Source organism: Bradyrhizobium sp. HKCCYLRH2060 (genome assembly GCF_051168135.1).
In the GTDB taxonomy this organism is placed as follows: Bacteria; Pseudomonadota; Alphaproteobacteria; order Rhizobiales; family Xanthobacteraceae; genus Bradyrhizobium.
Genome location: NZ_JBNPUK010000009.1, coordinates 23,739 through 47,296 on the forward strand (window position 1 = coordinate 23,739; position 23,558 = coordinate 47,296).

General features: G+C 67.2%; 21 protein-coding genes. 4 read left to right on the plus strand and 17 right to left on the minus strand.

Translation table 11 applies throughout. The annotated features are described in order from the left end of the window. The first annotated feature begins 324 nt into the window (after window positions 1–324). Window positions 325–1,695, plus strand: a complete 1,371-nt coding sequence (ppsR, locus tag ACQR10_RS18360) for a transcriptional regulator PpsR (protein ID WP_315803450.1) — start codon at window positions 325–327, stop codon at window positions 1,693–1,695. Further along, on the plus strand, window positions 1,696–3,870 hold the full coding sequence (locus tag ACQR10_RS18365; RefSeq protein ID WP_316183305.1) for a GAF domain-containing protein: 2,175 nt from the start codon (window positions 1,696–1,698) through the stop codon (window positions 3,868–3,870). A 435-nt stretch (window positions 3,871–4,305) separates the two neighbouring features. Here the strand turns inward: ACQR10_RS18365 and ACQR10_RS18370 are convergent, their stop codons facing one another. The 12 genes from ACQR10_RS18370 to ACQR10_RS18425 all read right to left on the minus strand — a co-directional run bounded on the left by ACQR10_RS18370 (window position 4,306) and on the right by ACQR10_RS18425 (window position 15,382). Further along, window positions 4,306–4,983, minus strand: a complete 678-nt coding sequence (locus ACQR10_RS18370) for a heme oxygenase (biliverdin-producing) (protein ID WP_316217405.1) — start codon at window positions 4,981–4,983, stop codon at window positions 4,306–4,308. Between the two features lie 17 nt (window positions 4,984–5,000). Then, on the minus strand, window positions 5,001–5,927 hold the full coding sequence (gene pufM, locus ACQR10_RS18375) for a photosynthetic reaction center subunit M (RefSeq protein WP_315803447.1): 927 nt from the start codon (window positions 5,925–5,927) through the stop codon (window positions 5,001–5,003). Between the two features lie 18 nt (window positions 5,928–5,945). Further along, on the minus strand, window positions 5,946–6,791 hold the full coding sequence (gene pufL / locus ACQR10_RS18380) for a photosynthetic reaction center subunit L (RefSeq protein ID WP_315803446.1): 846 nt from the start codon (window positions 6,789–6,791) through the stop codon (window positions 5,946–5,948). A 134-nt stretch (window positions 6,792–6,925) separates the two neighbouring features. Next, window positions 6,926–7,114 carry a light-harvesting antenna LH1, alpha subunit gene (pufA, locus tag ACQR10_RS18385; RefSeq protein ID WP_315803445.1) on the minus strand — a complete coding sequence of 63 codons (189 nt, stop codon included), beginning with the start codon at window positions 7,112–7,114 and terminating at the stop codon, window positions 6,926–6,928. Window positions 7,115–7,130: 16 nt separating this feature from the next. Then, window positions 7,131–7,361 carry a light-harvesting antenna LH1, beta subunit gene (gene pufB, locus ACQR10_RS18390; RefSeq protein WP_315803444.1) on the minus strand — a complete coding sequence of 77 codons (231 nt, stop codon included), beginning with the start codon at window positions 7,359–7,361 and terminating at the stop codon, window positions 7,131–7,133. Between the two features lie 150 nt (window positions 7,362–7,511). Continuing rightward, window positions 7,512–7,739 (minus strand): hypothetical protein, encoded by a 228-nt coding sequence (locus tag ACQR10_RS18395; RefSeq protein WP_315803443.1) that lies wholly within the window; start codon window positions 7,737–7,739, stop codon window positions 7,512–7,514. A gap of 29 nt (window positions 7,740–7,768) precedes the next feature. Continuing rightward, window positions 7,769–9,220, minus strand: a complete 1,452-nt coding sequence (gene bchZ, locus ACQR10_RS18400; protein ID WP_316217406.1) for a chlorophyllide a reductase subunit Z — start codon at window positions 9,218–9,220, stop codon at window positions 7,769–7,771. Then, window positions 9,220–10,770: a chlorophyllide a reductase subunit Y gene (bchY, locus tag ACQR10_RS18405; protein WP_316217407.1), complete on the minus strand. Its 1,551-nt coding sequence runs from the start codon at window positions 10,768–10,770 to the stop codon at window positions 9,220–9,222. The genes bchZ and bchY overlap by 1 nt, the downstream gene beginning before the upstream one ends. 31 nt (window positions 10,771–10,801) lie before the next feature. After that, a complete protein-coding gene (locus ACQR10_RS18410) occupies window positions 10,802–11,812 on the minus strand; it encodes a chlorophyllide a reductase iron protein subunit X (protein ID WP_315803440.1) in 1,011 nt (336 codons plus the stop codon). After that, window positions 11,809–12,750 (minus strand): chlorophyll synthesis pathway protein BchC, encoded by a 942-nt coding sequence (bchC, locus tag ACQR10_RS18415; RefSeq protein WP_316217408.1) that lies wholly within the window; start codon window positions 12,748–12,750, stop codon window positions 11,809–11,811. Before bchC ends, ACQR10_RS18410 begins: the two co-directional genes overlap by 4 nt. A gap of 89 nt (window positions 12,751–12,839) precedes the next feature. After that, a complete protein-coding gene (locus ACQR10_RS18420; protein WP_434912039.1) occupies window positions 12,840–13,985 on the minus strand; it encodes a methyltransferase in 1,146 nt (381 codons plus the stop codon). A gap of 527 nt (window positions 13,986–14,512) precedes the next feature. Further along, window positions 14,513–15,382 carry a polyprenyl synthetase family protein gene (locus tag ACQR10_RS18425; protein ID WP_434863819.1) on the minus strand — a complete coding sequence of 290 codons (870 nt, stop codon included), beginning with the start codon at window positions 15,380–15,382 and terminating at the stop codon, window positions 14,513–14,515. A 122-nt stretch (window positions 15,383–15,504) separates the two neighbouring features. Here ACQR10_RS18425 and crtD point away from each other — a divergent pair, with 122 nt between their 5' ends. Together crtD and ACQR10_RS18435 are read left to right on the plus strand one after the other, a co-directional pair. Then, window positions 15,505–17,034: a 1-hydroxycarotenoid 3,4-desaturase CrtD gene (gene crtD / locus ACQR10_RS18430; protein ID WP_434912040.1), complete on the plus strand. Its 1,530-nt coding sequence runs from the start codon at window positions 15,505–15,507 to the stop codon at window positions 17,032–17,034. Window positions 17,035–17,054: 20 nt separating this feature from the next. Further along, entirely contained in the window at window positions 17,055–17,894 is an 840-nt protein-coding gene (locus tag ACQR10_RS18435) for a hydratase (protein ID WP_434912041.1), read from the plus strand. Between the two features lie 781 nt (window positions 17,895–18,675). Here the strand turns inward: ACQR10_RS18435 and ACQR10_RS18440 are convergent. The 5 genes from ACQR10_RS18440 to ACQR10_RS18460 all read right to left on the minus strand — a co-directional run bounded on the left by ACQR10_RS18440 (window position 18,676) and on the right by ACQR10_RS18460 (window position 23,472). Further along, window positions 18,676–18,819, minus strand: coding sequence for a hypothetical protein (locus tag ACQR10_RS18440; RefSeq protein ID WP_315803434.1), 144 nt, complete (start codon window positions 18,817–18,819; stop codon window positions 18,676–18,678). A gap of 117 nt (window positions 18,820–18,936) precedes the next feature. Then, window positions 18,937–19,977 (minus strand): phytoene/squalene synthase family protein, encoded by a 1,041-nt coding sequence (locus tag ACQR10_RS18445; protein WP_434900122.1) that lies wholly within the window; start codon window positions 19,975–19,977, stop codon window positions 18,937–18,939. Then, window positions 19,974–21,512 carry a phytoene desaturase gene (locus tag ACQR10_RS18450; protein ID WP_434892820.1) on the minus strand — a complete coding sequence of 513 codons (1,539 nt, stop codon included), beginning with the start codon at window positions 21,510–21,512 and terminating at the stop codon, window positions 19,974–19,976. The genes ACQR10_RS18445 and ACQR10_RS18450 overlap by 4 nt, the downstream gene beginning before the upstream one ends. A gap of 52 nt (window positions 21,513–21,564) precedes the next feature. Then, on the minus strand, window positions 21,565–22,470 hold the full coding sequence (gene bchO / locus ACQR10_RS18455; protein WP_316182465.1) for an alpha/beta fold hydrolase BchO: 906 nt from the start codon (window positions 22,468–22,470) through the stop codon (window positions 21,565–21,567). A gap of 33 nt (window positions 22,471–22,503) precedes the next feature. Then, the gene (locus tag ACQR10_RS18460) at window positions 22,504–23,472 is read right to left on the minus strand and encodes an alpha/beta fold hydrolase (RefSeq protein WP_434912042.1); all 969 of its coding nucleotides are present in this window, start codon (window positions 23,470–23,472) and stop codon (window positions 22,504–22,506) included. Between the last annotated feature and the right edge of the window lie 86 nt (window positions 23,473–23,558).

Below are 23,558 nucleotides of genomic sequence, written 5' to 3' on the forward strand. Positions count from 1 at the left end.
CCTCCCGATGCGTCGTTTTTGTTAGCCCATGTGATTTGCTCCTTACAGGTAACAGTGTCACGTGATCTTGTCATGCCTGGTTCAGGCGAAAGTGAGCGAATAAGTCGCAGCTCGAACATGCAATAGGCGCAGGGATACCAACGAAAGCTGGATGCTCCGAAATAAGCCTTGACAGCGAGCGCCCTGCATGGGCTAACGACATTCTCAAGACTCTCAATACGTTAGCGGGATGGGGCGCAACACCTTCAAAATGCGCGCCAAATGAACTGGCCGCGATCCCCCGAGCGTCTCAAGAGGGTGCCAAAGATAACGGGTGCCAAGACCATGGCCGAGTTTCACGGTCCACGACCCGACGTGACATTGCTGCTGGACATGGACGGCGTGATCCGTGAGGCGACGCTGTCGCCGAACATGTCAGCCGAGAATGTCGACATCTGGCTCGGCCGTCCCTGGTCCGAGATCGTCGATGATGCGAGCGAGAAGATCGAGCGCATCATGCAGGACACCAAGCGGACCGGCATTTCCGCGTTCCGACAGATCACGCAGCGGTTCCCGAGCGGTCTCGAGCTGCCGATGGAATTCACGACCGTGCTGCTCGGCGGCCGGGCCGGCATGCTGGCGATCGGCAAGAATCTGCAGGCCGTCGCGGAGCTCCAGGCCCGGCTGATCTCGGCCCAGCAGACCATCGAGCGCGACTACTGGAAGCTGCGCGAGATCGAGACGCGCTACCGCCTGGTCATCGAGGACTCCAACGAGGCTGTGCTGCTGACGAAAGTGTCAGATCTGCGCATCGTCGAAGCGAATCGGACGGCGGCGGCCGCGCTCGGCGTTTCAAGCCGTCGCCGGGACAATCTGGTGGGCCGCGAGTTCCTGCAGGAGATCCCGCAAAAGGATCGCGAGCCGGTAGAGCTGATGCTGAGGCGCGTCCGCGACCAGGGCAAGGCGCCGGGCATCGTGATTCACCTCGGCCACGACACCGCACCCTGGATGCTCCGGGGATCGCTGATGACCAGCGAGACCGCGCCGATGTTCCTGCTGCAGATGGCGCCGATCGGCAAGGCCGCGCAGCCGGGCCCGCTCCCCGACGATCCCGAAGCGCTGATCGACAATCTTCCCGATGCCGTCATCAGCATCGATGGCACCGGTGCCATCAAGCGGGCCAATCGGGCCTTCCTGGAGCTGGTCGAGGTCGGATCGAAAGAGGCGCTGATCGATGAGAAGCTGAGCCGGTGGCTGACGCGCCCCGGCGCCGACCTTTCGGTGCTGATCTCCAACGTCGAGCGCCATGGAGCCGTCCGGCTGCTGTCGACCACGATCCAGGGCGAGCTCGGGACCGAGACCGAGGTCGAGATCTCGGCTGCCGCCCATGGCCTCGACGGCCAGCGCCGGATCGGCCTGGTGTTGCGCAACATCGCCAGGCGGTTGTCGCCCGCGGCGGAGCATGACAATCTGCGGGTCGCCCTCGCGGGCCTCAATGAATCCGTCGGCAAGACACCGTTGCGCGACCTGGTGAGGAGCACGGTCGAAGTCGTCGAGCAGCATTACGTCCGCGCTGCGCTCGAGCTCGCCAACGGGAACCGGACGTCGGCTGCCGAAATTCTCGGCCTCAGCCGCCAGAGTCTTTACGCCAAGCTCGATCGGTATAATCTGAGCCAACTCGAAGAAAGCGACGAGGAAACCGAAAAGGGGAGATAGTTGCCCGTTCCGCTGACAACGCCGGCCTTCGGCCACGCTACTCTTGCGGATTGCGAGCGTGAACAGATTCATCTCGCAGGCTCGATCCAGCCGCACGGCATTCTCCTGGCGGTCAAGGAGCCCGACAACATCGTCATCCAGGCCAGCACCAATGCGGCCGTCTTCCTCAACACCGGCTCCGTGGTCGGCCGTCCCTTGCGCGATCTTGGCGGCGACCTGGCCCTGCAGATCCTGCCGCATCTCAACAGCCCCCTCCATCTGGCTCCGATGACCCTGCGATGCACCGCCGGGGCGCCGCCGCGCCGGGTCGACTGCACACTTCACCGACCCTCGAATGGCGGGCTGATCGTCGAGCTGGAGCCGGCGACGAAGACGACCAACATCGCGCCTGCGCTCGACAGCGCCTTCCACCGCATCACCTCGGCCTCATCGTTGCTCGGCCTGTGCGACGAGACGGCGACCATCTTCAGGGAGATCGCCGGCTACGACCGCGTCATGGTCTATCGCTTCGACGAGGACGGCCATGGCGAGGTCTTGTCGGAGCGGCGGCGGCCGGATCTGGAGGCCTTTCTCGGCAACCGCTATCCGGCATCCGACATTCCGCAGATCGCGCGCCGGCTCTACGAGCGCAACCGCGTGCGCCTCCTGGTCGACGTCAACTACACGCCAGTGCCGCTGCAGCCGCGCATCTCGCCGCTCAACGGCCGCGACCTCGACATGTCCCTGAGCTGCCTGCGCAGCATGTCGCCGATCCACCAGAAATACCTGCAGAACATGGGCGTCGGCGCGACGCTGGTGTGCTCGCTGATAGTCAGCGGACGGCTGTGGGGACTGATCGCCTGCCATCACTATGAGCCGCGCTTCGTGCCGTTCGACATTCGCGCGGCAGGCGAGGCGCTGGCCGAGACCTGCGCGATCCGGATCGCGGCGCTGGAGAGCTTTGCCCAAAGCCAATCCGAGCTGGTCGTGCGCCGGCTGGAGCAGCGGCTGGTCGAAGCGGTGTCGCGCGACGGCGAATGGCAGGCGGCGCTGTTCGACGGCTCGCAGTCGCTGCTGCAGCCGCTTGGTGCGAGCGGCGCGGCGCTGCTGTTCGAGGGCCAGGTCACGACCGCCGGCGACGTCCCGTCGACGCAGCGCATCCGCGATCTCGCCGCCTGGCTCGATCGCCGGCGCAACACGCCGGGAGCAGCCCCCGAGGGCTTGACGGCGACCAGCTCGCTGACGCTCGACGAACCGTCCTTTGCCGACATCCGCTCGATCGCCAGCGGCCTGATCGCCGCACCGCTGTCGGCGAGCGAGGGCGAGTATCTGTTGTGGTTCCGGCCGGAGCAGGTGCGGACGGTGACCTGGGGCGGCGACCCGCTCAAGGCCGTCATCATCGGCGACGATCCGTCGGATCTGTCGCCGCGGCGCTCGTTTGCGAAATGGCATCAGCTGGTCGAAGGCAAGTCCGAGCCGTGGTCGAGCGCCGAGCTCGCCTCCGCCCGCGTCGTCAGCGAGACGGTCGCCGACGTGGCGCTGCAGCTGCGTTCGGTGCGCATGGTGATCGCGCAGGACCAGCTCGCCACGATCAGCGCCCAGGTGCTGCGCTCGGAGCAGCCGGTCATCATCGCCGATGTCGAGGGCCGCATCCTGCTGATGAACGAAGCATTCGAGCAGCAGCTGCGCGCCTCGCATCCGCACATCCCATATCTGCGCGATCTCGGCAGCTACTGCACCGCGCCGGCGGAATTCCGCGCCAATCTCGACGACCTCATGCGCAACAAGCGCAGCTGGCGCGGCGAGCTGACGCTGACGGGCGGCGCCTCGCCGCAACGGCCGTTGATGGTGCGCGCCGACCCGGTGATCGCGCCGTATGATCGCGTGCTCGGCTTCGTGCTGATCTTCTCGGACTTGACCGAGCGCAAGACCGCCGAGGCGGCCCGGGCGCGCTTCCAGGAAGAAATCGACGGCGCCCGCCGGCCGACGCTGCGGCTCGATCAGAGCGCAAGCCTGATCTACAAGGAGCTCGCCGCGTCTACCGTCGAGAACGCGCAGCTCGCCGCGCTGGAGGTGACGCACGGTGCGCAGGCCGGCAGCATGCCGGAGATGCTGGAGAGCATCCGCAATTCGACCACGCGGACGCTGGAGATCCTCGAGCACCTGGTGTGGTATCGCTCGCAGAGCGAGGAGTGAGACGAGGGAGAGTGTCTGCGGTACGTCGTTGATGAATGCCGTCCCGTACCCGCTTTGACCACGTAGCTCGTACTTTGACGATATCGCCCGATATCTCACCACGCTCTCGGTCTACTCCCCTCCCCCTTGCGGGCAGGGCGATCGCATATGGTGAAAGAGGCTGGGCGCGCAGTCTTCCCGCGACCGTCCTTCGAGACGCCCGCCTCCGGCGGGCTCCTCAGGACGAGGCCAGTTTCGCGGCAGGATTCTCAATCCTCATGGTGAGGAGCGCCGTCTTCGGCGCGTCTCGAACCATGAGGCCCCTAACAAGGGCCGGGTCATATGCGATGGCCCCGCCCTTGCGGGGAGGGGAGCCGGCCGTCGCCGGCGGAAACACATCGGCTCCAACGCCGTGCCCTGTCGGACGAGATCGATTTGAGCTGGACGTCGGCGGCCTCAGCCAGCGAGCCCAGCCGCCTGCTGGAGCGCCTGCGACAGCGCGATGTTCAGCTGGAAGGCCGTGGCGGCTTCCTCGATGACCGCATCATGCTCGGCCATCGCCGCGCCGGCCTGCTCCAATGCGTCCCTGTAGTGATCCTTGAAGCGCGGAATATCGGCGATCTCCGTAAACTCGTAGAACGATAGCGCCGCGGGCTCCAGTTCGAGCGAGCGCGCCAGGATCTTCTTGATGATCTGGCCGCCGCTGAGATCGCCGAGATAGCGCGTATAGGCGTGCGCCAGCAGCGGATGGCCGGAGCCGGAGCCTGCCTCGTGGATAGCACGAACATAGGCGATCGCCTCGGGCAGCAACGGCAGATTGCGCGCTTCGAGCTCAGCGAGATCGGCCTTGATCGCAGCACTGCGATGCAGCTCCAGCCGCACGATGCGGCCCGTCACTGGCGTGCCCTGATGGCGGAGCAGCTCCGCTTCGAGCGTCTCGTAGACCGGCAGCAGATTGCGCAACAACAACGCGTAGGCCTGTCGCGTGCCGCGCCCCCGCAACAGCTCGGCCACGATGCCGGCCCGCTCCGCGGTGACGTGGAGCGTCTTGGTCCGCTCCCGCATCGCCTGCAAAAGATTGGCCGGACGCGTGCTGCGCCCGGCCATATCGATCTGTTCAACTCTGTCCAACATCTCTCGACCTGCAGGACTCAGCGCGGTGGCGCCAGCCCGTGTTTCACGCCCCAGTCGAACCAGTTATCGACCACGGTGCCCGACAGTAGGATACCGATGCCGCCGGTCAAGGTGCAAAGCACGGCGAACCACCAGGCCCAGCGATGGATCGACTCGGCCGTCGCATTGAAGCCCATGGTCCAGCGCCAGAACAGCGCACCACGTTCGAAGGCCGTGCCGCGGTCGACGATCTGCTCGAGCTCACGCTCGCCGCCGTAGCGGCTGATCGCCAGCACCGTCGCGCCATGCATCGCGAACAGCAGCGCCGACCCGTACAGGAAGGCGATCGAGAGCATGTGGAACGGATTGTAGAACAGGTTGCCGTGGGTGATGGAGAAGTTGTTGGTCCAGTCGAGGTGCGGGAAGATGCCGAACGGCACCGCCTCGCTCCAGCTCCCCATGAAGATCGGCCGGATGAAGCCGAGCACCAGATAGAGCCAGATTGCCGACGCGAACGCCCACGACACATGCGTGCCGAGACCGAGCGCCCGCGCGCGGCGATAGGTCCGCGCCCACCACAGCAGGATCGACGTCGTCAGGAAGAAGCCGGCCATCAGCCACCAGCCGCCCTCCTGCAGCGGCGGGAAGATCTGCAGGCCGTATTCCGGCGCCGGCGGCTGCAGGGCCAGCCACGGGAACTGGCGGATGAACTCGAGCGGGCTCCAGTTCACCGACGCCAGCATGTTGAGACCGATGATCTCGATCGCAACGAAGCCCGACATCAGCGACGCGAGGCCGAGAAAGCCGAGATAGACCGGCCCGACCTGGGCATCGCCGAGCTTGCCGAACCAGTAGTTGAAGCTGCCCTTGCCGATGCGCTCCCAGACGCCGGGCTCGATCGGGATACCCGGATAGATCGCACTACGAACTTGGATCTGCGTGAAGATGTTCTGGTATTGGGCCATGACGACCTCTCCTTGAACTCATTGCGGCGGCGACCAGATCGGGACGTGGCGCCACCAGTCCCACCAGTCCGACCAGGCATTGCCTTCCGGCATCAGCCAGGCGGGACCGGAGATGACGATGCAGACGGCGCTGAAGAACACCGCCGACAGCGCCAGGAACAGACCGAGGCGATGGATGCCGAGCGTGCCGATGGAGTAGCCGAGGAGATCGCGGAACATGGTGTTTTCATGCTCCGGCGACTTCATCTCCTGGCCCTTGCCCGGGTTGGCGGCCGACAGGATCAGCGAGCCGTGCAGCGCGAGCGCGAGACACGTCGTGAAGAAGAACGTGATCGCGATCATGTGCGCAGGATTGTAGTGGAAGTTGCCGAACTGATAGCCGGTGTTCGACACCCAATCGAGGTGGGTGATGATGCCATAGGGGAAGGCGTAGCTCCATGAGCCCATCAGCACCGGCCGGATCACCTCCAGCGTGAAATAGGCGAAGATCGCAAAGCCGAAGGCGAACGGCACGTGATAGCCGATCGCGAGCTTGCGGCAGATCTCGACCTCGCGCAGCGCCCATGAGACGAAGGCGCCGAGCGCACACACCGTGATGAGCTGCCAGAAGCCGCCCTCGGTGAGCGGCGCGAACGACAGCCCATATTTGGCATCGGGCGGGTTGATGCTGATCTGCCAGAGATTCCACGTCGGTCCGAGCGCCGTGGCGTAGAGGATCAGCGCCACGCCGACGAAGGTGAAGAAGATCGTCGTCACGCCGAAGAAGCCTACGTAGAACGGTCCGACCCAGAAATCGAAGAGGTCGCCGCCGATCAACGTGCCGCCGCGGACGCGGTATTTTCGTTCAAAGCTGAGCATTGCCATCGGTCCTGCCTCCGCTGCCCGTCGCGCGATATGCTACGTGTCGTGTCGTGAATTCGTTGGACGAGAGGATTTGGGAAGCGGGCGAACGGGGTCTGCCGCCGTCGCCCGTCCGCTTCCCTCTGGTCGTCGAGCTGCTAGCTGAGCTTCACCGGCGTTGCCGGATCGGAGATCGACGACGTCTTCGCTGCACGCGGCCCCTCCAGCCAGTTGAACCGGTTGGTGCTGAGCAGGATGAAGTGAATCACCAATGCCAGTCCGAACAGGAACACGCCGAGAGCCACGAGAACCCTGCGGGGATCGAACAACAACCACAAGCGCCACATAGTTTTCTCCTTTCGATCAGGTCAGGTAGGAGAGCGCGAGAGTGGCGTAGTGGGCTGCCCCATCCATCGCCGCCTTGTAGCCAGTCGGCCCGGGCAGCCAGGGACGCCACATCCAGGCGAGAATGTGGGCGACGATCGCAACCGCCGTGAAGACCACAAAGCTCGTCATGAAGATGCTATGGAATTCCCTCGCCTCCGCTTCGGTCAGCCCCGACAGAGAGCCTCCCTTGTTTGGTACGTCCACCATAGTGGTACCTCCTGGTGTTGGCCTTTCGGCCGGATGCCGCTCACCGAGATGAGCGGCGTCGAAGTGTCATCCCGTCGCCGGGATGACATCCGTGCGGCGAGCCGCACGAACTCCTTGCAAATCCGAAGAGCGCACTGACCGCTCTCGAACTCAAAGTCCCATGAAGGACGAGGTCGCGCAGTTCGCGGCCTTGATCCTTGCTTCACCGACGATCGCGCCGAGCGGCGCGGGCCGGTGGCCGGTGATGATGGAGCCGATCCGGCGCAGCACGCCCTCGACCATCAGCACGGCGAAGCACATCGCGTAGACCAGGAGATAGTCGATGCGCTCTCGCGATCTCGGTGCGACGTCACGATCCATGCGTTCGTATAACGACATCGTCCTCTCCCTCTCCGCTATCCCCGCGCCTACGCGGCCTGGCCCGTTGCGAGCTGCGACCGCGCATGCGCGAGAACGTCCTCCGTCACCTTGTCGAGTCCAGCCTGGCGCGCACCGCGCTCGGCGGCGTCGCGCAGCCGCTTGGCCGCCGAGATCCGCACCAGCACCGGCTGGGTCTCGATGATCTGGTCGAGCGCGAGCTTGGCCCCGTCATCCCATGGCAGCTCACGCTCGAGCCGCGCCGGCGTCGCCGCGATCTGGTCGAGCTGGGTTGCGAGCGGCAGGATGTTGAACAGCGCATCGAACAGCGCGTTGCAGACCTCCTGCACGACGTAGGTCGCCCCCGCATAGCCCATGAACGGCGTGCCGGTGTGGCGCCGGATCACCGTGCCCGGGAACGAGGCCGGAATGTAGATCGACCGGTTGCCGGCTTCCGCCGCATACATGCGTTCGTTATAGCTGCCGAACAGCACCAGCGGCGGCCGCTCGTGGATGGCCTTGCGGATGGCGTCATTATCGGTCTTGGCGCCGGCACAGCGCGAGATGGCAAAGCTGCACGGCAACCCGAGCTCCATCTCCAGGAAATTGCGCAGGCCGCGTGCGTAGGTCTCAGAGGCGACGATGCCGAAGCTCGCGGTGCCGAAGAAGTCCTGCGTCACCGAGCGCCAGAGGTCCCACAGCGGCTTGATCGTCGTATGCTTCTCCCGGGTGATGAACGGCTCGGGATCGAGGCCGAGCATCTCGCCCAGCGAGCGCAGGAATTTCGTCGTCGAATGCAGCCCGATCGGCGCCTGCAGATAAGGCCGCTCCAGCGTCTCGCACAGCAGGCGACCGAACTCGCGGTACATGCAGATGTTGACATCGGCATTGACCAGCTTCGGCACGTCGGCGAGGTGGCTGCCGAGCGGGAACACCATGTTGATCTCGGCGCCGATGCCTTCGACCAGGCGGCGGATCTCGGCGACATCCGACGGCGTGTTGAAGGTGCCGTAGATCGGACCGATGATGTTGACCCTGGGCTTCTCGCCGTCGGCGCGCGGCTTGCGCTCAGGAATCCGGCGTGGGCCGTATTCGCTCCACAGCCAGCTCAACGCGCGGTTGGCGCTCTGCCACTGGTCCTCGTCGATGGTGCGCGGCAGGAAGCGCTTGATGTTGGAGCCTTCGGGCGTGACGCCACCGCCAATCATCTCGGCGATCGAGCCGGTGACGACCACCGCCGGCAGGTCGGGATCGAGCGCGGCGCGGGCGCGCTTCATCGCCTGCTCGGTGCCCTTCTGGCCGAGCTCGTCCTCGCCTAACCCCGTCACGACGATCGGCAGCTCATGCGGCGGCAGGCCGTCGGTGTAGTGCAGCACCGAGGTCACCGGCAGGTTCTCGCAGCCCACGGGGCCGTCGATGATGACCTGCAGGCCCTTGATCGCGGTGAACGCGTAGACCGCCCCCCAATAGCCGCCGGCGCGATCGTGGTCGAGGATCAGCATCACACCATCTCCTCGGACTTGCGCGCCTTCGCCTGCGCCGCGACCGTCCTGCGATACTTGTCGCGGAAGTCGGGACGCGCGACAGGGGTGCCCTGCCACACGCCCGCGGTGTCGCCCTCACCGACACCTTCGAAGAAGTCGCGCATTTCGTCGAAACGCGCCTTGCCGGCAATGGCCGCATTGACGACCTGGGCCAGCGAGCCGGCGCCGGAGACGCCGAACAGCGGCCGCGCCGAAATGAGATTGGTGAAGTAGAGCGACGGGATCGCGCGCGCCTTGGCCTTCTGCACGACCGGCGTGGTGCCGATCGCAAGATCCGGCGCGAACTCATCGACCGCCGCGAGATCCTGCTCCAGCGAGGCGCGGTACTGCACGCGCACGCCGCGGCTCTCGAGCCAGGCACAGTCGGCCTCCGACCAGCGCGTGCGCGGACAGGCCGTGCCGACATAGCGCAGGTCGGCGCCGCTCTCGACCAGCAGACGCCCGACCAGCAGCTCCGATCCCTCATAGCCCGACAGCGTGATCCGGCCGCGGATCGGAGTCGCCGTAAGCGCGCCGCGGATCGCCGGCAGCACCGCGTTCTTGGCCGCATCGATCTGCGCGCGACCGACGCCGCAGACCGCGCCAACGGCCTCCAGCCACTCCGCCGTGCCATCCCAGCCGACCGGCGCCGAGCCGATGATCGGGCGGCCCGCCGCCTCGAACTCACGGATCGAGGCCGTGTAGAACGGATGGATCGCCGCCACGGCCGCGCAGTCCAACGCGCCATACAGCTCGCGCCATTCGCGCGTCGGCACCGCGGGACCCGCGGCGAGACCAAGCGGCGCCAGCATCATGCCGATGCCGACGGGATCGGCCGGAAACATCTCACCTAACAGCGCGATGGTCGGCCGATCGCCGCGCGGCACGCGTGGCGCCTGCACCGGACCCTGCTCCGCCTCGCGGCGCGCGTAGCTCAGCATCGCGCCGGCGAGCACGTCCTTGGCCTCGGCATGGGTCGGCACGCCAAACCCGGGCACGTCGATGCCGATGACGCGGACGCCGTTGATCTCCTTCGGGAGAATCTGCAGCGGCACGCCCGACGCGGTGGGCACGCAGAGATTGATGATGACGACGCAGTCGTAGTTGGCGGGGTCCGCCAGCTTGAACACGGCCTCGCGGATGTCCTCGAACAGCTTGCCGGTGACCAGCGTCTCGGAATTGAACGGGACGTAGCCGACGCTGCGCCGCGCGCCGTAGAAGTGCGATGTAAAGGTGAGGCCATAAACGCAGCAGGCCGAGCCCGACAGCACCGTCGCGGTGCGCCGCATGCGCAGGCCCACGCGCAGCGAGCCGAACGCCGGGCACATGCTCTGCGGCTGGTCGTGCGGCCCGGCCGGATAGTCGGCCGCGTAGCGCGCCAGCACCTCGCTCTTGCCGGCGGCATCGGCCGCACGCTTGAGCTCGGCCTTGCCGGCGTGGCAGCCGAGCGCCTCGGGCTGCGCCGGCAGAAGAGCTGCCGCTGCGCCGCTCTGCGCGCTGATTGCCTGATGGACCACAGGATCGCTCATTGCATTACATTCCGCTCGCCGACCGATCCCATCACACGCTGTCGTAGATCACTTCGAGCGACGGCTTGGCCACTGCGGTGCTGCCGCACATGTCCTCGAGCGTCGCCTGCTCCAGCACCACGTCGCGCCCGACCTCCGAGGCCTTGAACAGCCCGAGAAGACCGTCATGCGTCAGCGGATGCGGATGCCGCGGCGGCGCCTCGGCGACGTTCTGGGCGAGGTGCTCAAACAGCGCCGCCCAGGGCGTGCCGGGGCGGCCGATGATCTGATAGCTCGCGCTCTTGCGGCGGATGTCGTCGTCGGCCGGGATCGAGGCCAGCACCGGAATGCCGGCGGCTTCCGCGAACGCCGCAGCCTCGCCGGTGCCGTCGTCCTTGTTGATGACGATGCCGGCGACGCCGACATTGCCACCGAGCTTGCGGAAATACTCGACCGCCGAGCAGACATTGTTGGCGACGTAGAGCGACTGCAGGTCGTTGGAGCCGACGATGATCACCTTCTGGCACATGTCGCGCGCGATCGGCAGGCCGAAGCCGCCGCAGACGACGTCGCCGAGGAAGTCCAGCAGCACATAGTCGAAGCCCCAATCGTGGAAGCCGAGCTTCTCGATCAGCTCGAAGCCATGGATGATGCCGCGTCCGCCGCAGCCGCGGCCGACCTCGGGCCCGCCAAGCTCCATCGCGAACACGCCGTCGCGCTTGAAGCAGACGTCGCCGATCTTGACCTCCTCGCCGGCGAGCTTCTTCTTCGACGAGGTCTCGAGGATGGTCGGGCAGGCCCGGCCGCCGAACAGCAGCGAGGTGGTGTCGCTCTTCGGATCGCAGCCGATCAGCAGCACCTTCTTGCCCTGCTGCGCCATCATGTAGGACAGGTTGGCGAGCGTGAAGCTCTTGCCGATGCCGCCCTTGCCGTAGATCGCGATGATCTGCGTGGCCTTCTTCGGCGCAGCCGTCACCGGCGCATCCGGCTCGATCGCGGCCTCGGCACGCAAGGCATCCGTCATCGCGGCAAGATTGGCGGTGATCTTGGTCGGGGCGTTCATGCGGCAGCTCTCCAGTCCAGGACCATCTTGAGACATGAGGGATCGTCGAACGCGGTCTGGTAGGCACTCTCCGCGGACAAGGCGTCGGCGTGGTGCGTGATCAGCCCGTCCAGCGACAGCCGACCGGTGTCGATGAGATTGCGCACCGCGAGCAGATCCTCGTGCGTCCATTCGGCGGCGACGCGGATCGCCGCCTCGCGCATGAAGGCCGGCGGGTAGGAGAAGGAGAGCGGCGCGCTGTAGAAGCCGGCGAGGATGATCTCGCCACGTGGCGCCAGGCGAGCAATGAGGCTGTCGAGCAGCCCGGCATCGCCGCTGGCATCGAAGATTAGCCGATAGTCGGGTCTGCTGTCCTCTGAGGGATCGATGACGCGATAGCCCGTCGCACCAACGGCGCGCTCCGGATTGCTTTCCCACACCACGGGCGGATCGCCGCCCATCGCCACGATCAGCCGCGCCAGCAGACGGCCGAGCACGCCATGGCCGACGACGCATTCGGCCTGGCCGTCACCATCGATCTGCAATGCATGATAGGCGGTGGCCGCCAGTGCCAGCAGCACGCCGCGCTGGCCCGTCGTCTCATCGATCGCAACAAGGCGCTGTGCGGGAACGTTGAGACGCGAGGCGGCGGCGCCAAACAGGCTCCTGACCTCGCCGAAGCAGCGCGCCGCGCCCGGCACGAACACGCGCTCGCCCTTGCGAAAACCGGAGTTTGGCGCGGCGCGCGCGACGCGGCCCACCGCCTCGTAGCCCGGTACGAGCGGATAGCCCATGCCCGGGAAGGACGGCATCCGTCCCTCGTACAGCAGCCGCTCGGTGCCGGTGCTGATCGCGCTCCATTCGATGTCGACGGTCAGGCAGTCCGGGGCATCCGCCAGCTGCAGCTGTTGCAGCGACAACTCCCTCGGCCTCCCCAGTACGACGGCGATCGCGTCCATAGCCCAACTCCCCGGCGACGCCCGCTTAGTTACGGATGTGAGGTTAGTCCGACTATGGAGAGTGTCAATATATATTTACAGTTTGAGTGTCAGCTTTTCGCGACAATCACGCTGGCGATCAGCGGGATCCGGGTGCGAAGCACTCGCACCTGCGAAAAACCCGCCGCGTGGAGCAGCTCGCGCAAGCGGGCGGGGCTGCGCGGCCGCCCCTGCCCCATCGCGCGCAGATAGATCTCGAAATAGGCGCTGACGCCATCGCTGCCGCCGGCCGCCTCGCGCATCGGCTCGCCCAGCAGCAGCACGCCATCGTCAGGCAGCGCGGCGCGCAGCTTCGCGAGCAACCGCGCCACGGCCTCGTCGTCGTGATCGTGCACGACCCGAATCAGCGAGATCACGTCCGCTCCGGTCGGGAGCGCATCGTCGTAGAAGCTGCCGGCCGTGATCGTGACGCGATCGGCCAGCCCGGCCTTGGCGAGACGCTCCTGCGCGATCGCGGCGACCTCCGGCAGATCGAACAGCTTGAGCTGCAGCTGCGGCGCAGCCCGCGCGGCGGCGGTCAGGAAGCTGCCGTCGCCACCGCCCACATCGAGCAGGCAACGGTGGCCACTCAAGGGATAGGCTGCGAGGACGACGTCCGCGATCATCGGCTGCGACGCCGCCATCAGCGCCGTGTAGGGCGCGACGCTGTCGCGTGTCAGCGCATCGCCGGTCTTGTCCAGCGCATACGGCCAGTACTGCGCGAGCCGGCGCTCGCGGTCCTGTCCGCGCAGCAGCGCCACGGGATCGGTGAGATCGGCATACAGCGCGGCGTGATGTCGAACCATGGCGGCGATGCCGGGATTGCCGAGCAGCGCCGCGCCGAGCGGCCCGAGCCCGTAGCGCGCCGCACCGCGGCGCTCGAGCAATTGCAGCGCGCTCGCCGCCTCGCACAAGCTCTCCATCGCGGCCTCGGGCACCACCGCGCGCGACGCCAGCGCCGCGAGATCGCACGGCCCGGCGCGCAACGTCTCGAACAGATCGAGCTGCACGCAAGCCGCCAGCGTCTGCGAATAGACGAACCCTGCGCACAGGTCGAACAGCTCCGCGGCACGCTTGCGCGCGATCGGCCGCGTCAACGGAAACGCCGCCGCCCAGCTTTGGAATGCCGCACTCACCAGCAGCCCGTCCCGCCAGCCGCGCCAGCGATCAATGAGGCTGATCGGGGGCGGAGTGTCGTGGCGGACGACGGTCGACACGGATCAATGCTCCAGTCGGCGGGCAATAGCGCATCGACGCGCACCACTGCCCACCCTCCCCTGGAGGACAGGGCAATCGCATGTGGCGATCGCCGTTTTGTGCTCGTCTCTCTCCACGTCGTCATGGCCGGGCTTGTCCCGGCCATCCACGTCGGCCGGCATGCTGAGAACGACGTGGATGCCCGGGACAAGCCCGGGCATGACGGAGTAACTAACTTGCAGGATCGTTCGTCGCGACAGCCCGGAATTTCCACATGCGATTGCCCTCCCCTGAAGGCGGAGGGTCACCGCGCGCAACGCGCGCGGTGGGGTGGGGTGAGCCCGGAAACAGGTGAGGATGGGTCGAGGCAACATCAGGTTTGCCGGCACCGGCGCCCGCGAAGCCATCAGCACCACAGGCGCGGACAGTCCGTCACCCCACCCCGCGGCGCATGCCGCTGCGCGCATGCTCGGCGCCCCTCCCCCTCCAGGGGAGGGTGGGCACTGTGCGCGCGGCGCGAGCGTTGCCATTCAACGCGGCCGAAACATCACGCCGCCGACGCCGCGAGGCGGCGCGGCACCAGGCGCTTGGCTTCCTGCTCCATGAGCATGCGCAGCTCGTGCGCGTGGGCACAGGGCGGCATGGTGCGGATGCCGTCGGCGACGAGATCGTGCAGATAGCTGACGGCGCCGGCGAGGCCATAGATCAGCACGGCATTCGGCCGCCCGAGCGCAGCATCCTGGCCAACGGGCTTGCCCGCCTCCTCCTCGTCGCTGGCTGCGTCGCGGATGTCGTCGGCGACCTGATAGGCCTCGCCGATGGTCTCGCCGAGCGTACGCCACGCCTCCGGATTCTCATGCCCCGCTGCAGCGGCGCCCGACACAGTGGCCGCCGCAAACAGCGCGCCGGTCTTGGAGCGGTGATAGCGCGACAGATCGATCTGCGGCTCGCATTCCCAGGCTTGCCCGGCCGAGATGCCATGCGGCACGCCGACGGCATCGCCGATGGTCGCGATCAGCTGCGCCAGCCGCAGCGGCGAGCAGCGCGACTTGGCGAGCGTCTGGAATGCGAGCACGATCAGCGCATCGCCCGCGAGCACCGCGAGCGGCTCGCCGAACGCGGCATGCACCGAGGGCCGCCCGCGTCGCAGCGCCGCGTTGTCGAAGCACGGCAGATCGTCATGCACCAGCGAGGCGCAGTGCAGCAGCTCGATCGCGGATCCCGCCGCATCGGTCGCGGCCGGCTCGTCGTCGCCGCAGGCGCTGGCCACCGCATGACAGAGCCGCGGACGAACCCGCGCCCCCTTGGGAAACACCGCGGCCTGCATGGCGGCCGAGAGGCGCGGCGGGCATCCGGGCCGGTCGGCCAGGGCGACCGCTGTGACGAGGGATTTCTCGATCCGGGCCATCACGTCCATGCCAGCCTCCCCTGCCGCGAGGCCCATGCCGGCCCTCGCCTATGTAAATTTCAACTTACACCAACATTGTAAATCATGCTAGACATTCCTGCGTCAGGCCGGGCGGACAGGAGTGCAAAGCAATGGCCGATCGCCGCGTGATCGTGGTTGGCGCCGGCATCGCCGGCCTCAGCGCCGCGCTCACCCTCGCCGCGCGTGGCGCCGAGGTGACCGTGATCGAGCGCGCCGCCGCGCCTGGCGGCAAGATGCGCCAGATCGCGATCGGCTCTGCCCGGATCGACTCCGGCCCCACCGTGTTCACGATGCGCTGGGTGTTCGACGAGCTGTTCGCCGACATCGGCACATCGCTCGACGATCACCTCACCCTCACCCCGCTCGACGTTCTCGCCCGCCACGCCTGGACCGATCGCCGCACGCTCGATCTGTTCGCCGACGAGGACCGGTCCGCTGACGCCATCGGTCGTTTCGCCGGACGCAGCGAGGCCGAGGGCTATCGCGCGTTCTGCCGCGACGCCCGCCGCATCTTCGAGGTGCTCAGGGATCCCTTCATCCGCACGCCGGCGCCGAGCATGACGCATCTGTTGCGCAATGCCGGCTTCCGCGATCTCACCGCGATCCGTCCGTTCCAGACGCTGTGGAAGGCGCTCGGCGACTATTTTCGCGATCCTCGACTGCAGCAGTTGTTCGGCCGCTACGCGACCTATTGCGGCTCGTCGCCCTTCCATGCGCCCGCGACGCTGATGCTGGTCGCCCATGTCGAGCAGGCCGGCGTGTGGCTGATCGACGGCGGCATGCACGAGCTCGCCGCGTGCCTGGCCGCGCTGGCGCGGCGCCACGGCGTCAGCATCCGCTACGACAGCGAGGTCGCCGGCATCGTCACGAGCGCCGGTCGCGCCGCGGGCGTACGGCTCGCGACCGGTGAGCAGATCACCGCCAACGCCGTCATCGCGACGGCCGATGTCGCCGCGCTGGCGCAGGGGCTGTTTGGTGTGGACGCCGCGCGCGCGCTACCGGCGATCCCGCAGGCCGCGCGCTCGCTCTCGGCGATGACCTGGAGCTGCCTCGCGCGGGCCGACGGCTTTCCGCTGGTGCGGCACAACGTGTTCTTCTCGCGCGACTACCGCGCCGAGTTCGATCAGCTGATCGACCGCCGCGCGATGCCGGCCGAGCCCACCGTCTATGTCTGCGCGCAGGATCGCGACGACCAGCCGCGCGAGGCCGGCGGCAATGAGCCGCTGTTCGTCCTGATCAACGCGCCCGCGTCAGGTGATCATCATCGCTTCGCTCCCTCGGAGATCAGCCAATGTGCCCGCCAGACCTTCGACCTGTTGCAGCGCTGCGGCCTCAGCATCGCGACGACGCCGGAATTGACCCGCGTGACAACGCCGACGGACTTCAACCGGATGTTTCCGGGCACGGGGGGCGCGCTGTACGGCCGCAGCTCGCACGGCTGGATGGCATCGTTCCAGCGGCCGGGCGCGCCGACCAGGCTGCCGGGGCTCTACGTGGCGGGGGGCAGCGCGCATCCGGGACCGGGCGTGCCGATGGCGGCGCTGTCGGGCCGGATGGCCGCTGCACGGGCGACCGCGGACCTCGCTTCGACCGCATTGTCCCGGACCACGGCTATGCGTGGTGGTATGTCGACGCGCTGAGCGATGACGGCCGCTTCGGCATGACGCTCATCGCCTTCGTCGGCAGCGTGTTCTCGCCGTACTACGCGTGGGTGCGGCGGCGGGGAGCGGCTGATCCCGAAAATCACTGTGCGCTCAACGTTGCGCTCTATGGCGCGCGCGCGCGGCGCTGGGCCATGACCGAGCGCGGACGCGGCGCAATCACGCGCGAGCCTGCGAGCCTCGGGCTCGGTCCGAGCAGCCTCGCCTGGAACGGCCGCGAGCTCACCATCGAGATCAGCGAGGTCAGCGTGCCCTGGCCGCTGCCGCTGCGCGGTCGCGTCCGCGTCGTGCCGACGGCGCTGAACGAGATCGCGTTCACGCTCGATGCGCAGGGACGCCACCGGTGGCAGCCGATCGCGCCCTGCTGCCGCGTGTCGGTCGATTTCGATCATCCGGATCTGCGCTGGCGCGGCGACGGCTATTTCGACATCAACCATGGCGATGCGCCGCTGGAGCGCGACTTCCAGAGCTGGCAATGGTCGCGCGCGGCGACGCGCACCGGCACCGTGATCTCCTATGACACCGTCGCACGCGACGGCGCCAATGCGTCGCTCGCGCTGCACGTCGACCCCGCAGGCCGTCTGGAATCGATCACGCCGCTCACGGAGGCGCCTTTGCGCAAGACGCTGTGGCGCGTCGACCGCAGCGCCCGCGCCGACGCCGACGCACCGGTGCGCGTCGTGAACACGCTGGAGGACGCCCCGTTCTACGCCCGCTCCCATCTCGCCGCCCGTCTGCACGGCGAGGATGTCGCGGTGATGCATGAGAGCCTGTCGCTCGACCGCTTCCAGATGCCGATCGTACAGGCCATGCTGCCGTTCCGGATGCCGCGGTGGTGAGGGCTGGAGAGGACGAGGTTGATCAAGAGGCCGATAAGAACGCAAACGCTTCGCCCCAGGGCGTGTGCTTTCGCGACAAACCAACAGGTGTCGTCCCGGACAAGCCGTGACGCGCCCCAGCGCGTCACAGCGCCGATCCGGGATCCATACGCCGCGGCCTTAATGATGGGCAAAATGCCAATAGCCAGCCTGCCTCAAACCGCTCCCTGGGGGTATGGGTCCCGGCGTTCGCTGGGACGACGACTGAGAACATGGCGCCGACTTCCGATAAAAATAAATCTCTTGCGATTTTTCGTGAATCATGATTATCTCCGCGCATCCCGCCTCACCGCAGAGGGGCGTAGCGCGCGATCGTCACGACACGCGAGGTGGGATGCGATGGCCGCGATTTTGCCGCAGCGTGTCTTCGGATGCGCGGACGAACGGCAGCTTGCGGACGTGAAATCGCAGCGTCCTGATACCCCGACGCTGGTATCAAGCCGCGATGGCGCTGATGTGCCGCGTGGTGATGGTGGCCAACAAGCCCGGCGCACCAGGGAGACTGCGTATAAGCGTGAAGACCGTCGCGCAGGGAATGCCGGTTGAACCGGCTTTGCCTGTGGTACCTGCCGCCTGCATTTTTTCTGCAGGCGGGCCATGGGTGGGGCCTTCACCCGGCATTCCCTGCGCCCTCTGCACTCTCGCGAGGGACGACCTAATCGCAAAGCTCGGGCAACATCTGCCGCGAGAACGCGAAGCTATGTCGATCGCTGTTTGAGACGTGAATCCGCCTCCCCCCACCCTACCGCTTCTCCGCTTCGCGCTCCCTGGCCTCGCGCTCGGCGCGCTGGCGGTCGAGGCGGCGGCCCTGCCATTCGAGCACGAGCCAGCCGGCGATGCACATCGCGACGACGACGAATTCGAGCAGGCCCCCCATCTCGCTCATGGCGCGTCACTCGCGGGTCTGACCTTGGCCTTCTGCATCTGAGCGTCTCACGCGCGACTTTCCGAGCGCTGCAATCCGCGCCGGCCGCCTTACCGTCATGCCGACGACCTCGCCTCGCTACGACGACCGCCCCGAGCGCAACAACTGATCGCGTCGCTCCAAGCGCTCGAACAGGTCGAGCACCCACAGCGCGCGATCGTGAACAGTCCGGCGCGGCGGCGCGATCGCGTGCGGGCGCTGCGCATCCGCCGCGACGACCGCCTCGATCAAAATGCGCGCCTCCGGCCGCGGCGGCGCCAGCGACGGCTGCTCCTGCAGCAGCGACATCACCGCGGCCTTGCCGAGAAGCTGCAGCTTGCGCGGCATCGAGACGAATGCGCGCCGCGACAGCGAATCGAATTCGGCACGTGCGACCTCGCGGCCGATCTCGGCATAGATCAGCCGCGCCGCATGGATGCCGGGCCGGCAACTCCACGGCAGATCGGCGATGCCTGCGGAAGCGCGCGCATAGAACACGTCGGCGACTGCGAGCAGTCGCGCGGTGACCCGGCCGATGCGGTCGTCGAAGAACGGCGCGGCACGCCAGGTCTCGATATCGAGGCCCGCCTCGCGCAGCCATTGCCGCGGCAGATAGAGCCGGCCAGCGCGCGCGTCCTCGCCGACGTCGCGGGCAATGTTGGTGAGCTGCATGGCGATGCCGAGGTCGCAGGCGCGTCCGATCGTCCCGGCCTCGCGCCGGTTCATCAGCAGCGACATCATCACGCCGACCGTGCCGGCGACGCGCACGGCATAGGCGAGCACGTCGCTCAGGGTCTCATAGCGGCGCCCCTGGGCGTCCCAGGCGAGACCTTCGAGCAGCGCCTCCGGCAGCGCGCGCGGAATCGTGAAATGCGCCACGACGCCGGCCAGCGCGCGATCGACGGGACTGTCGTCCGGCGCGCCATCATAGATCCGGTCGAGCCGTTCGTGCAGCAGCTCGACGGCGTCGACGCGGCGGCCGGGCCCGTCGATCGCATCATCGGCCTCGCGGCAGAACGCGTAGAGCGCGACGGCGGGATCGCCGACCGCGCGGGGCAGCACTTTCGAGGCGGCAAAGAACGTCTTCGATCCGCCCCGCAACATCCGCCGACAGATCGCAATGTCCGTTTGCCAGCTCATCGCCGCTCCAGCTCATGCGGCGCGGGCACGAGATCATCGAGCACACGCGCCGAGGACAGCACGCCCGGCAGGCCGGCGCCAGGATGGGTGCCCGCGCCGACCAGATAGAGCCGCTCGACCTCTTCGCTCTTGTTGTGCGGCCGGAACCAGGCGCTCTGCATCAGCACCGGCTCGAGCCCGAACGCCGCGCCGCGATAGGACGACAGGCGATGCTCGAAATCATCGGGCGTCAGCAGCCGCGACGTGACGATCTCGCCGGCAAGGTCCGGCAGCAGCGTGTCGCTCAGCGCGGTCTCGATCCGCTTGCGGAACGGCTCGGCGGCCGCACGCCAGTCGATGCCGCTCTCCTGATGCGGCACCGGCGATAGCACGTAGAAGGCATCGCAGCCGTCGGGCGCCAGCGACGGATCGGTCGCGGTCGGCCGGTGCAGATAGAGGCTGAAATCATCCGCCAGGACCTTGCGGCGGAAGATGTCGTCGAGCAGCTCGCGATAGCGCGGGCCGAGCAGGATGGTGTGATGCTGAACGTCGTCGTAGCGGCGCTTCGTGCCGAAATACCAGACGAACAGGCTCATCGAATAGCGCGCACGGTCGATGCGCGCATCGGTCCAGCGCCGGCGCGGCACGCTCGGCAGCAGATGCTTGTAGGTCCAGGCCGCGCAGCCATTGGAAACGACGACGTCGGCCGCGATCGTCTCGCCGGAGGCGAGTCGCACGCCGGTGGCGGCGCCGTTCCTGGTCGTGATCTCCGCGACGGGGGTCGAACAGCGCACCGCACCGCCCTGCCCCTCGATCAGGTCGACGAGTCCCTCGACGAGCGCGCCGGTGCCCCCCATCGCAAAGTGCACGCCCCAGCGCCGCTCGAGATAGGCGATCAGGCAGTAGATCGACGTGGTCGTAAACGGGTTGCCGCCGATCAGCAGCGGATGGAAGCTGAGGATGATGCGCAGCCGCTCGTCGCGGACATAGTGCGAGACGAGGCCATAGACCGAGCGAAAGCTCTGCAGCTTGATCATCGCCGGCGCGATCTTGGCCATGTCCATGAACGACAGGAACGGCACGTCGCCAAGCTCCTCGAAGCCCTTTCTGAAGATCGCCTCGCTCGCCTTCATGAAGCGCTCGTAGCCGTCGACGTCGCCGGGCGACAGCCGCGCCACCTCGGCGCGCATCTCGGCCGGGTCGCCCGAGCAGTCGAACACGGTGCCGTCGTCGAACCGGATGCGATAGAACGGCGAGATCGGCTTGAGCGTGACGTCGTCGGACATCCTCCGACCGCACAGCTGCCATAGCTCCTCGAACAGGAACGGCGCGGTGACGATGGTCGGGCCGGCATCGAAGGTGAAGCCGTCCTGGCGATGCACATAGGCGCGGCCGCCGGGCGCGTCGAGCTGCTCGTAGACGGTGACGCGATAGCCGCGCGCACCGAGCCGGACCGCTGCGGCGAGGCCGCCGAAGCCGGAGCCGATCACGACCGCATGCGGCCGGTCTCCGAGCGCAGCCGGGACAGCGGCCTTGATGGTGGAGACGTCGAGCATGGGCGAAAGCGTAAATTGAAACTGACGTTTTCGCTAGCCAAAAAATGTCAATCTAGTTTGACATTTCCTGCTGCACTGCGAGCACGCCGGCGCGCTCGGCGGCGTTGACGATCAGGCCCGCAATCCTCGCCGGCTGCTCCTCATGGGCCAAATGACCAAGGCCATCAATGAGTTCGAGCTGCGCCTGAGGCACCGATTGCTGGACGCGACGCGCGACGTCTGGCGGAATGGCACGGTCATGCGCGGCCGCGACCAGAAGCAGCGCGGTCTTCAACCGCGGCAGCTCGCGCCCAAGCGGATGCAGGTCCCAGTTCGCCATCATCTCGAGCGCGGCGCCGACATGGCCGGGGCTGCCGACCAGCCGCCGATACAGCCGCTCGCCTGTCGCGTCGATCGTCGAGCCGGTCCCCTTCAGCAGCCGATGCACCGCCGCCGGATCGCGGCCCCGCCAGGCGAACAGCCGCGGCACCAGCGGATTGAGCGCCATCATCTTGGCGAGCGGCGACAGGAACTGCGCGGCCGCGCCGCCGAACGGCAGATAGGCGCCGTTGAGGCTGACGATCAGCTTCGGCGTGATCAGGCCATCGAGCGTCATGCGGGTCAGGATCGCCGCGCCCGCGGAATGGCCGATCGCGATTTCAGGCGCGATCGCAAGCTTCTCGCAGAGACCAGCGAGATCGCGCGACATGCCGTCGAGCGACAGCCGCCGCCAATGCGGCGTGGAGGTGAAGCCGTGGCCGGAGAGATCCGGCGCGACGACGGTGAAGTGCCTGGCGAGCAGCGGCGCGAGATCGCGCCAGGAATGGGTCGCGGCTCCGGTGCCGTGGGCGAGCAGCGCGACTGGCCCCTCGCCCATGATCTGAACGTGCCAGCGCAGGCCCGCGGCCTCGACGAAGCGGCTGGCCACCCGGTTGGGCCAGTCGCTGCCGTCGACGCTCCAGTTCGGCTTGTCGCTCATGCCGGCCCACGCGGTTGGACGCCGCCGGCACCGTCAACGATCGGCCGCGCGCGTCAGGAAATCATCATAGCTGGCAACGACTTTATCAAGCTGTTCGAAATGCGGCATCGCCCCGGTCTGCATCACCTCGATCCGCCAGTTGGGCAGAGCCTCGACGGCGTGCTTGCCGTGATAGTCGACGAAATCGCCGCGCACGCCATGCACCATCCAGACCGGCATCGCCAGTGCCTGGTAGAGCTTCACGGCATTGGTGCTGAACAGATAGCCGGAGACGAACGAATACGGCGCGTTCTCGGCGCCGGGCTGGTGCGTGGTGATGTAGTCGTATTCCAAAAGGCCCTCGTCGATGTCCTTGCGACCAAAGGTCTTCTGCAGGAAAAAACGAATGCTGGCGCGCGAGGTCAGCAGGGTGAAGAATCCGTGCTTCCACAGGGAGACGTTGAGAATGTTGCGCACCCACGGCATGGCGCGGGTCGTGTCCTTGTTGCCAGCCGTCTTGGCCGCGGCCTCGGCGCGGCGATCGAAGCCGGTCGGGCTGAGCAGCGCCAAGGTGCGAAACAGGTTCGGCGCCTCGGTGCCGGCGCGCGCGGCGAACTCGCAGCCGAGCGACAGCGCGACGGCGTCGATCGCGGCGTCGCCATGACGGCGGCGAATCTCGTTCGCCGCGAGCAGGATCGCGTCGGTCATGATGCGCGGTGTGTAGATGCGATCGGCACGGTCGGACAGGCCGAAGCCCGGCAGATCGAGCGCATAGACGGGACGCGTCTGGCGGTAGTGCTCGAACAGCGGCTTCATCTCGTAGGCCGTCGCCGCGGCGTTGACGCTGTGAATGAGCAACAGCGGCCGTCGATCGCCCGGCGCCGCCGGGCCGTCGCCATAGCAGGTGATGCGTCCGACGCGCGCATCCGCCAGTTCGAAGCGCGGCGCGGACAACGGCGGGGGCGTCGCGACCACACCCGGAGCAGACGCATGATCAGTCTGTGTGGTCGAGGCGACCTGCATGGCGTGCTCCTGTCTGGCTTTTTCCTGCGGATAGCAGAGTCCACCACTGCCGACCGACCGGGACGAGCATAGCGATGACCGAACGT

Coding starts and splice junctions, on each gene's coding strand:
- ACQR10_RS18425 (WP_434863819.1), bottom strand. CDS start 15,382: ATGGACGTGATGGCCCGGATCGAGAAATCCCTCGTCACAGCGGTCGCC.
- ACQR10_RS18450 (WP_434892820.1), bottom strand. CDS start 21,512: ATGCTCGACGTCTCCACCATCAAGGCCGCTGTCCCGGCTGCGCTCGGA.
- pufA (WP_315803445.1), bottom strand. CDS start 7,114: ATGTGGCGCTTGTGGTTGTTGTTCGATCCCCGCAGGGTTCTCGTGGCT.
- ACQR10_RS18395 (WP_315803443.1), bottom strand. CDS start 7,739: ATGTCGTTATACGAACGCATGGATCGTGACGTCGCACCGAGATCGCGA.
- bchY (WP_316217407.1), bottom strand. CDS start 10,770: ATGAGCGATCCTGTGGTCCATCAGGCAATCAGCGCGCAGAGCGGCGCA.
- crtD (WP_434912040.1), top strand. CDS start 15,505: ATGGCCGATCGCCGCGTGATCGTGGTTGGCGCCGGCATCGCCGGCCTC.
- ACQR10_RS18370 (WP_316217405.1), bottom strand. CDS start 4,983: ATGTTGGACAGAGTTGAACAGATCGATATGGCCGGGCGCAGCACGCGT.
- bchO (WP_316182465.1), bottom strand. CDS start 22,470: ATGAGCGACAAGCCGAACTGGAGCGTCGACGGCAGCGACTGGCCCAAC.
- ppsR (WP_315803450.1), top strand. CDS start 325: ATGGCCGAGTTTCACGGTCCACGACCCGACGTGACATTGCTGCTGGAC.
- ACQR10_RS18445 (WP_434900122.1), bottom strand. CDS start 19,977: ATGAGCTGGCAAACGGACATTGCGATCTGTCGGCGGATGTTGCGGGGC.
- ACQR10_RS18435 (WP_434912041.1), top strand. CDS start 17,055: ATGACGCTCATCGCCTTCGTCGGCAGCGTGTTCTCGCCGTACTACGCG.
- ACQR10_RS18410 (WP_315803440.1), bottom strand. CDS start 11,812: ATGAACGCCCCGACCAAGATCACCGCCAATCTTGCCGCGATGACGGAT.
- pufM (WP_315803447.1), bottom strand. CDS start 5,927: ATGGCCCAATACCAGAACATCTTCACGCAGATCCAAGTTCGTAGTGCG.
- pufL (WP_315803446.1), bottom strand. CDS start 6,791: ATGGCAATGCTCAGCTTTGAACGAAAATACCGCGTCCGCGGCGGCACG.
- bchZ (WP_316217406.1), bottom strand. CDS start 9,220: ATGCTGATCCTCGACCACGATCGCGCCGGCGGCTATTGGGGGGCGGTC.
- pufB (WP_315803444.1), bottom strand. CDS start 7,361: ATGGTGGACGTACCAAACAAGGGAGGCTCTCTGTCGGGGCTGACCGAA.
- ACQR10_RS18440 (WP_315803434.1), bottom strand. CDS start 18,819: ATGAGCGAGATGGGGGGCCTGCTCGAATTCGTCGTCGTCGCGATGTGC.
- bchC (WP_316217408.1), bottom strand. CDS start 12,750: ATGGACGCGATCGCCGTCGTACTGGGGAGGCCGAGGGAGTTGTCGCTG.
- ACQR10_RS18460 (WP_434912042.1), bottom strand. CDS start 23,472: ATGCAGGTCGCCTCGACCACACAGACTGATCATGCGTCTGCTCCGGGT.